This is a genomic window from Rhodobaculum claviforme, from assembly GCF_016653255.1.
GTDB classification, from domain to species: domain Bacteria; phylum Pseudomonadota; class Alphaproteobacteria; order Rhodobacterales; family Rhodobacteraceae; genus Rhodobaculum; species Rhodobaculum claviforme.
This window is the reverse complement of sequence record NZ_NHSD01000166.1, coordinates 1-7,337: the sequence shown is the minus strand read 5'-3', so window position 1 is coordinate 7,337 and position 7,337 is coordinate 1. Positions and strand designations below refer to the sequence as shown.

The following is a 7,337-nucleotide window of genomic DNA, read 5'->3' as shown; positions in this document are numbered from 1 at the left end:
GTCGACACCGACGTGCACACCGCCTGGCCGGACTGGCGCCCGACTGCGACCCTCAGCGGCGGCGAAAGCTCAGGTAATGCGGCGCGCGCCCCTCGCGCAGGGCCTTGGCCTCGTAGCGGGTCGGGCGCCAGTCCGGCCAGGCGGTGTGCACGTCGGTGTCGACGCGGTCAAAGCCCGCGGGCGGCACCTCCTCCAGGGTCTGGCGGACATAGTCGGGGATGTCGGTGGCGACCCGGAACTCGGCCCCCGGCGCAAGGGCGCGCGCCAGCGGCCCGAGGTATTCGGGCGTCACGAACCGGCGCCGGTGGTGGCGCGCCTTGGGCCAGGGGTCGGGATACAGAAGGAATGCGCGCGCGAGACAACCCTCGGGCAACACCTCCATCAGGTCGCGCACATCGCCGGGATGCAGGCGCACATTGTCCACCTCGGCCGCACGCAGCTTGCCCAGCGCCATCGCCACACCGTTGAGGAAGATCTCCACCCCGATCAGCCCGACCCCGGGGTTGGCGCGGGCCTGATGCGCCAGATGCTCACCGCCGCCGAAGCCGACCTCCAGCCACAGCGGGCGATCGTCGCCGAACAGCGCGCGCGGGTCGAGCGGCGCGCGCCCGGGGTTGTCGGCCCGCGACACCCCCGGCACCGACAGGCGCGGCAGGTCCTCCTCCAGCCACAGGCGCTGGTTGGGCTTGAGGGCCTTGCCGTGGCGGCGGCCGTGGAAATTGCGGTGGGGGGTGTCTGGGATCTGCATGGGCCGGGGCTATGGAACCCCCGCTGCGGCGCGTCAAGGCGCCCGCACTCCTCAGGGCAGCAGAACCGGCGTCCGGTCACCCGCCGCAAAGCGCCGCAACACGGCCGGGTACAGGCGGTGTTCCCACGGCAGGACCCGCGCAGCCAGCCGGTCGGGGGTGTCGTCGGGCAGCACCGGCACCCGCGCCTGGCCCAGCACAGGGCCTGCATCCAGATCGGCGATGACCTCGTGCACGGTGCAGCCCGCCTGCGTGTCGCCGGCCTCCAACGCGCGGGCGTGGGTATTCAGGCCGGGATATTTCGGCAAAAGCGACGGGTGGATGTTCAGCATCCGCCCGGCGTGCCGCCCCACGAACCCCGCCGTCAGCACCCGCATGAACCCCGCAAGGCACAGGATGTCGGGGGCGGCGCGGTCCAGATGGGCGCTCAAGTCGGCCTCGAACGCGGCGCGGTCGCGGCCAAAGGGGCGGTGGTCCACCGCCGCCGTGGGCACGCCCGCCGCGCGCGCCAGCGCCAGCCCGCCCGCCGCGGGGTCGTTGGACAGCACCAGCACCGGGCGCGCGGGATGATCGCCGGTCATGGACTCCAGCAGTGCGGCCATGTTCGACCCGCCGCCGGAGATCAGGATGGCGACGCGCCTGTGCCCGCTCATTCCGCCAGCGTGCCGGTGGTCCGCACGCCCGCCCCCGGCACCACGCGGCCGATGACACGGGACGGGGCACCCGCGTCCGCCAGCACCTGCGCCAGAGCGTCGGCGCGGTCGGGGGCGACGACCACGACCATGCCGACGCCGCAGTTGAAGGTCCGCAGCATCTCGGCCTCGGCGATGCCACCGGCCTGCGCCAGCCAGCCGAACACCGGGGGCAGCGACCAGGAGGACAGGTCGACCTCGGCGCCCAGCCCCTCGGGCAGGACGCGGGGCAGGTTCTCGGTCAGCCCGCCGCCGGTGATGTGGGCAAGCGCATGCACCCCGCCCGCCCGGATCGCCGCCAGCGCGGGGCGCACATAAAGCCGCGTGGGCGTCAGCAACTCGGCGCCGAGGCTGCCGCCCCACGGTGCCGGGGCGTCCCACGCCAGCCCCGCATGGGCCACCACCCGGCGCACCAGCGAATAACCGTTGGAATGCACCCCCGAGGACGCAAGACCCAGCAGCACGTCGCCCTCGACCACGCCGTCGGGCAGCGCCGCGCCGCGCTCCATCGCGCCCACGGCGAAGCCCGCGAGGTCGAAGTCGTCGCCCGCATAGAGGCCCGGCATCTCGGCGGTCTCACCACCGATCAGGGCGCAGCCGGCCTCGGCGCAGCCGGCCGCGATGCCTTCGACCACCTGCGCGGCACGGTTCACATCCAGCCGACCTGTCGCGAAATAATCGAGGAAGAACAGCGGCTCCGCCCCCTGGCACACCAGATCGTTGACACACATCGCCACAAGGTCCGTGCCGATGCCGCCCAGATGCCCGGTGTCGATGGCGATGCGCAGCTTGGTGCCCACCCCGTCGGTGGCCGCGACCAGCACCGGATCACTGTACCCCGCCGCCTTGAGGTCAAAGAGCGCGCCGAAGCCCCCCAGCCCCGCCATCACGCCGGGCCGCGCGGTAGCCGCGGCGGCCGGCTTGATGCGATCCACCAGCGCGTTGCCTGCGGCGATGTCCACGCCGGCCTCGGCATAGGTCAGGCCCTTTGCGTCCCGGCTGTCGTCCCCCGCGCCCATGTCAGATGTTCTCCGACTGGGCCATGCCGATGACGTGGTAGCCGCCGTCGACATGGATGATCTCGCCCGTCGTGCAGGCACCATAGTCGGACGCCAGGTACACCGCCGTGCCGCCCACCGCCTCCAGCGTGGGGTTGGCGCGCAGCGGCGAATTCAGTTCGGCCTGGCGATAGGTGCGGCGCGCGCCGCCGATGGCCGCACCCGCGAGAGTCTTCATCGGGCCGGGGCTGATGGCATTCACGCGGATCTTCTGCGGACCCAGATCGTTGGCCAGATACCGCACCGAGGATTCCAGCGCGGCCTTGGCCACCCCCATCACGTTGTAGAACGGCGTCACCCGGTTGGAGCCCTGATAGGTCAGCGTCAGCAGGCACCCGCCCTCGGGCATCAGGTCCGCCGCGCGGCGGCCCACATCGATGAACGAATAGCACGAGATCGCCAGCGAATTGGTGAAGTTGGCCCGGCTGGTGTCGGAAAACCGCCCCGTCAGTTCCTTCTTGTCGGAAAACGCGATGGCGTGGACGACGAAATCCAGCGTGCCCCAGGCGTCCTTGAGCCGCGCGAACGCCGCATCCATCGAGGCGTCGTCGGTCACGTCCACATCCAGCAGCAGCTCCGACCCGACCGAGGCCGCCAGCGGCGCCACACGCTTGCCGAACCCCTCGCCCTGATAGGTGAAGGCGAGCTGCGCCCCCTCCTCGGCCATGGCCCGCGCAATGCCCCAGGCGATGGAGCGCTCGTTCGCCACGCCCATGACAAGCCCGCGCTTGCCCTTCATCAGATCGGCCATCCGCGTGTCTCCGGAGTTCAGTCGTTGAGCTTGCTGAAGACAAGCGTGGCGTTGGTGCCGCCGAAGCCGAAGGAGTTCGACAGCACGCTGTCCATCTCCACCCCTTCGCGCAGCTCCGTGGCGATCTCGCCGGGCTGGATGGCGGGGTCGAGGTCGGTGACATTGGCCGAGGCCGCGATGAACCCGCCGCGCAGCATCAGCAGCGAATAGATCGCCTCGTGCACGCCGGTCGCGCCAAGGCTGTGGCCGGTCAGCGATTTTGTCGACGCGATCGGGGGCACGTTGCCTTCGCCGAAGATGCGGCGCACGGCCTCCACCTCCACGACGTCGCCCGCGGGGGTCGAGGTGCCGTGGGCGTTGATGTAGCTGATCCGGCGCCCCTCGGGCAGGGTGGAAAGCGCCTGGCGCATCGATCGCTCGCCGCCCTCACCCGACGGCGCCACCATGTCGTGGCCGTCCGAGGTCGCGCCGTAGCCCGTGAGTTCGGCGTAGATCTTCGCGCCGCGGGCCTTTGCGTGCTCGTATTCCTCCAGCACCAGCATGCCGCCGCCGCCGGCGATGACAAAGCCGTCGCGGCTGGCGTCAAACGGGCGCGAGGCGGTCTCGGGCGCGTCGTTGTACTTGCTGCTCATGGCGCCCATGGCGTCGAACAGGCACGACAGGGTCCAGTCCAGCTCCTCGCCGCCGCCGGCAAACACGATGTCCTGCTTGCCCATCTGGATCAGCTCCGCGCCGTTGCCGATGCAGTGCGCCGAGGTCGAGCAGGCCGAGGTGATGGAGTAGTTCACGCCCTTGATGCGGAACGGCGTCGCGAGGCAGGCCGAGTTCGTGGAGGACATGCAGCGGGTGACCATGAACGGCCCCATCCGCTTGGGGCTGCCCTTTTCCTTGACGATAGTGTGGGCCATGAAGAAGTTCGACGTCGACGGCCCGCCCGAGCCCGTCACCAGCCCGGTGCGCGGATTGGAGATGTCGGCCTCCTCCAGGCCTGCGTCGGCGATGGCGTGCTCCATCGCGATGTAGTTGTAGGCCGCCCCCGGCCCCATGAACCGCAGCTGGCGCTTGTCGATGTGATCCTCCAGCACGATCTTGGGCGTGCCGTGGATCTGGCTGCGAAAGCCGTTTTCGGCGTATTCGGGGGCAAACACGATGCCCGAGCGGCCGGCGCGCAGGCTGTCCTCGACCTCCGCGGCGGTGTTGCCGATGGGCGAGACGATGCCGAGCCCGGTGACCACGACGCGACGCATGGGCGTTTCTCCTCCTGGCGGGTGCGCGTCAGCTTTCGGACAGCGCGACCTTCATGTCCTTGACGGCATAGATGAGTTCGCCGTCGGCCTCCAGCCGGCCGTCGGCCACCCCCATCGTCAGCCGGCGGGTCTGTACCGCCTTGGTGAACTCCACGTGATAACGCAAGAGCTTGCGGTCGGGGCGGACCATGCCGGTCAGCTTCACCTCGCCCACGCCCAGAGCATAGCCCCGCCCCTGCCAGCCGCGCCAGCCGAGGTTGAAGCCCGTCAGCTGCCACAGGCCATCGAGTCCGAGGCAGCCGGGCATGATCGGGTTGCCCGGGAAATGGCATTCGAAGAACCACAGGTCCGGGGTGATGTCGAATTCGGCCACCACATGGCCCTTGCCATGCGGGCCGCCATCGGCCGAGATGTCGGTGATCCGGTCCATCATCAGCATGGGCGGCAGCGGCAGCTGCGCGTTGCCGGGGCCGAACAGCTCGCCCCGTGCGCAGGCCAGAAGGGCCTCCCTGTCGAATTGCCTCGGGTATGCGGCCATGCCGTGGGAACCCCGCCTTTGGTAAAAACTCGCGCACCTCTATCACCGGGCCGCGCGGGGTGGCAAGCCTGCGTCCGTCCCGGGCGACGGCAATGAACGGGGGCGGCGGACGGGCATGGTGGACGGGGGCGGGGCTGCGATTCATTTTCATTTGAAATCGGCGGGCCGAGCCCTTAATCATGCAGGGCAATGATGGAAATTACCGCGCCCCTGTCCGATACCGCCCTGCAACGGGGCACCCGCTGGCTGTCCCATGCGGGGGTCCGGCCGACCCGGCAACGTCTGGCGCTGGCGGCGCTGCTGGTGGGCGACGGGCGTGACCGCCACGTCACCGCCGAGGGCCTCTATGCCGCCGCGCAGTCCGAGGGCGAGGCGGTGTCGCTGGCCACCGTCTACAACACCCTTCGGGCGTTCTGCGCCGCCGGGCTGGTGCAGGAGGTGACGGTGGACGGCAACCGCAGCTACTTCGACACCCGCATCGACGATCACCCGCATTTCTATTGGGAAGACACCGCCGAGCTGATCGACGCCCCGAGCCATGAGCTGGAAATCGCGCGTCTGCCGACCCCGCCCGAAGGCGCCGAGGTCGCGCGCGTCGACGTGGTCATCCGCCTGCGCCGCCGGTGACGGGCGACCCGGGGCAAGCGGTGACGCCCCTCAGCGCCCCAGCCTGCGCGTGATCCGCGCGGCCTGACGGGCCCGCCGCACGGCGTCGCGCTGCGCGCGGTTGGCGCTTTTCGGAGCGTGGGACGGGCCCGGCATGCCGCCCGTTCTGGGGCCCGTTGTGCCGCGCCCGATGCCCGGGATGCCGCGCCGCGCGACCATCCGGATCAGCATCCTGATCAGACGATTGAAGGTCATCCCGTCCATCCAGACCTGCCCCCACGACCCGGCCCACCACGACCAAGCCCCCTGCGACCCGGCGCCACGCGGACCTGTCCCGATGTGGCCGCCCACCATATCGGCGGGGCGGACACGCGCATCACCCGGGCGCCCCGTCCAGAGGACGGACGCCCGGCCGCCTCAGCCCGGCAGGACATCACGCAGGAACGCCAGCGCCACCGACAGCCCGTCCGGCGCGATGCCATGCCCGGTGCCGCGCATGACATGGGCGTGCACGGTAAAGCCCGCCGCCTGCAACGCGCGCGCGGCCTCCGGCAGGGATTGCGGCGGCACCACCTCGTCGGCGTCGCCGTGCACCAGCAGGATCGGCGGTCGGCTGGCCGTTTCCGCAGCCAGCCGCTCGGGCGCCAGCAGGCGGCCCGAGAACCCGACCACCCCCGCCAGCGGCGCCTCCCGGCGCGGGGCCACCGCCAGCGCCATCATGGTGCCTTGCGAGAACCCCACCAGCGCGACCTGCCCCGGCGCCAGCCCCTCGTCGGCCATCAGCGCATCGAGCCACGCGTCGAGGTCGCCCTGCGCGCGCGCCATCCCCTCGGCCGCCGCCGCCTCGGACGAGCCGTCGAGCCACGGGATCGGGAACCACTGGTGACCAAAGGGATTGCCCACACAGGGCTCCGGCGCGTCGGGGGCCAGAAACAGCGTGTCGGGCAGATGCGGCGCCAGCGGCTCGGCCAGGCCCAGCAGGTCGCGGCCGTCCGCGCCATAGCCGTGCAGGAACACCACCGCGGATTTCACATGGCCCGAGGCGGGCGGCCGACGGCCAGTGGCAAGCATGCGTGTCATGTGATCCCCTCGCGGCCCCGATCGACCCGGTAATAGGCCCACAGAAGCCGCGCCGCAACCGCGCGCCAGGGGGTCCAGGCCTCGGCCATGCGGCGCAGGGCGGCCTCGCGCGGGCGGTCGGGAAGCGCGAACAGGACGCGGGCGGATTCCTGCAGCGCCAGATCGGCGGGCGCGAACACATCCGCCCGGCCGAGCGAGAACATCGCATAGATCTCGGCCGTCCAGCGCCCCACCCCGGGCACCTCGGTCAGGGTGGAAACCACCTGCGCGTCGGGCAGCCCGCGCAGGGCGTCGAAGTCGATCCCCGCCTCGGCCAGCGCGCGCACATAGCGTACCTTCTGACGGCTGAGGCCGGCCGCGCGCAACGCCTCGTCGGGGGCGGCGGGGATGGCGGCGGGGTCGGTCAGCCCCGCCGCCTCCAGCCGGCCCCAGATCGCGACGGCGGCGGCGACGCTGACCTGCTGGCTGACGATGGCCCCCATCAGCGCCCCGAATCCGTCCGGGCGGCGGCGCAGCGGCACCGGGCCGGTCAGGCGCAGCGCGTGGGCAAAGCGCGGCTCGCTGCGGGCCAGCCAGTCGGCGCCCTCGGCCACGCAGGCCTCGGAGCGGATGATCCGGC

The 7,337-nt window shown here is 71.4% G+C and carries 10 protein-coding genes; 1 reads left to right on the top strand and 9 read right to left on the bottom strand.

Annotated elements, in window-relative coordinates; all coding sequences use genetic code 11:
• Positions 1-52: 52 nt before the first annotated feature.
• Genes trmB through fabA form a run of 6 tightly spaced genes read right to left on the bottom strand, consistent with a single transcriptional unit; the run spans position 53 to position 5,032 of the window.
• Positions 53-748, bottom strand: a complete 696-nt coding sequence (gene trmB, locus CCR87_RS05515) for a tRNA (guanine(46)-N(7))-methyltransferase TrmB (RefSeq protein ID WP_201156562.1) — start codon at positions 746-748, stop codon at positions 53-55.
• Positions 749-799: 51 nt separating this feature from the next.
• The gene (gene purN / locus CCR87_RS05510) at positions 800-1,399 is read right to left on the bottom strand and encodes a phosphoribosylglycinamide formyltransferase (protein WP_201156561.1); all 600 of its coding nucleotides are present in this window, start codon (positions 1,397-1,399) and stop codon (positions 800-802) included.
• Complete coding sequence (gene purM, locus CCR87_RS05505) at positions 1,396-2,457, bottom strand: phosphoribosylformylglycinamidine cyclo-ligase (protein ID WP_201156560.1); 1,062 nt, start codon at positions 2,455-2,457, stop codon at positions 1,396-1,398. Before purM ends, purN begins: the two co-directional genes overlap by 4 nt.
• A 1-nt stretch (position 2,458) precedes the next feature.
• Positions 2,459-3,247 (bottom strand): enoyl-ACP reductase FabI, encoded by a 789-nt coding sequence (locus CCR87_RS05500; protein WP_201156559.1) that lies wholly within the window; start codon positions 3,245-3,247, stop codon positions 2,459-2,461.
• A 17-nt stretch (positions 3,248-3,264) separates the two neighbouring features.
• Positions 3,265-4,494: a beta-ketoacyl-ACP synthase I gene (gene fabB, locus CCR87_RS05495; protein ID WP_201156558.1), complete on the bottom strand. Its 1,230-nt coding sequence runs from the start codon at positions 4,492-4,494 to the stop codon at positions 3,265-3,267.
• A 28-nt stretch (positions 4,495-4,522) separates the two neighbouring features.
• Positions 4,523-5,032 (bottom strand): bifunctional 3-hydroxydecanoyl-ACP dehydratase/trans-2-decenoyl-ACP isomerase, encoded by a 510-nt coding sequence (fabA, locus tag CCR87_RS05490; RefSeq protein WP_201156557.1) that lies wholly within the window; start codon positions 5,030-5,032, stop codon positions 4,523-4,525.
• Between the two features lie 192 nt (positions 5,033-5,224).
• Between fabA and irrA the strand changes: the two genes are divergently transcribed.
• Positions 5,225-5,659 (top strand): iron response transcriptional regulator IrrA, encoded by a 435-nt coding sequence (irrA, locus tag CCR87_RS05485; RefSeq protein ID WP_201156563.1) that lies wholly within the window; start codon positions 5,225-5,227, stop codon positions 5,657-5,659.
• 30 nt (positions 5,660-5,689) lie between these two features.
• On the opposite strand, the gene CCR87_RS05480 is transcribed toward irrA, so the two are convergent.
• The 3 genes from CCR87_RS05480 to CCR87_RS05470 form a co-directional block, all read right to left on the bottom strand.
• Entirely contained in the window at positions 5,690-5,902 is a 213-nt protein-coding gene (locus CCR87_RS05480) for a hypothetical protein (RefSeq protein ID WP_201156556.1), read from the bottom strand.
• A gap of 153 nt (positions 5,903-6,055) precedes the next feature.
• Positions 6,056-6,718 carry an alpha/beta hydrolase gene (locus CCR87_RS05475; protein WP_201156555.1) on the bottom strand — a complete coding sequence of 221 codons (663 nt, stop codon included), beginning with the start codon at positions 6,716-6,718 and terminating at the stop codon, positions 6,056-6,058.
• On the bottom strand, positions 6,715-7,337 hold a 623-nt coding region (locus CCR87_RS05470; protein ID WP_201156554.1), incomplete at its 5' end, for a DNA-3-methyladenine glycosylase family protein. The genes CCR87_RS05475 and CCR87_RS05470, both read right to left, overlap by 4 nt.